Source organism: Frankia sp. CcWB2 (assembly GCF_977927585.1).
Window position 1 is genome coordinate 8265 of record NZ_CDWRCM010000115.1, and the last position, 617, is coordinate 8881.

The window sequence follows — 617 nt, forward strand, 5'->3', positions numbered from 1 at the left end:
ACGGATCTCCCCGGCCTCGCTGTACCGGGGGTGCTGGGAGTCGAAGATCCCGGCCAGCGGGATGTCCTTGCCCATCACGGCGGGCGGCATCGCCTTGGTGATGCGGTCACCCATCGCGTACGGGTAGCCGAGCACCCGCGAGGAGTCCTTGATCGCGGCCTTGGCCTTGATCGTGTCGTAGGTGACGATCTGCGCTATGCGGTCCTCGCCCCACCGGGATGCCCTGGCTCTTCGCCCACACGATGAAGTCGGCGACCACCAGGAAGCACGACGGGAAACCCAGCTGCAGGATGATCCCGATCTCGTACTCGACGCGTTCGCGGTGGGCGTCGTCGTAGCCGTCCGGGAACCGGCGGGCCATACCGGCCTAGGTCGCCTTGCGAAACCAGCTCTCCTCGGTCTCGCCAGCCGGCACCGGGAAGCGCGGCATCAGGTTGTGCTTGGCGAACATGCCGGTGGGGTCGACCCGCTCGGCGATCAGCAGGGTGGTCTCACAGCCCTCGCGCCAGACGTCGGAGGTGTCGATCCCGTACATCTCCTCGGCGCTCTTGAGGTAGTAGCCCGACCCCTCGAACTGGAAGGAGGGATTGGCCACCGTCGACGCCGTCTGTACACAG

1 pseudogene is annotated in these 617 nt (G+C 66.6%); it reads right to left on the minus strand.

The features are described from left to right. Positions 1-617 (minus strand): annotated as a pseudogene (locus tag ACY45C_RS13315) (DNA polymerase III subunit alpha); the annotation flags it as partial.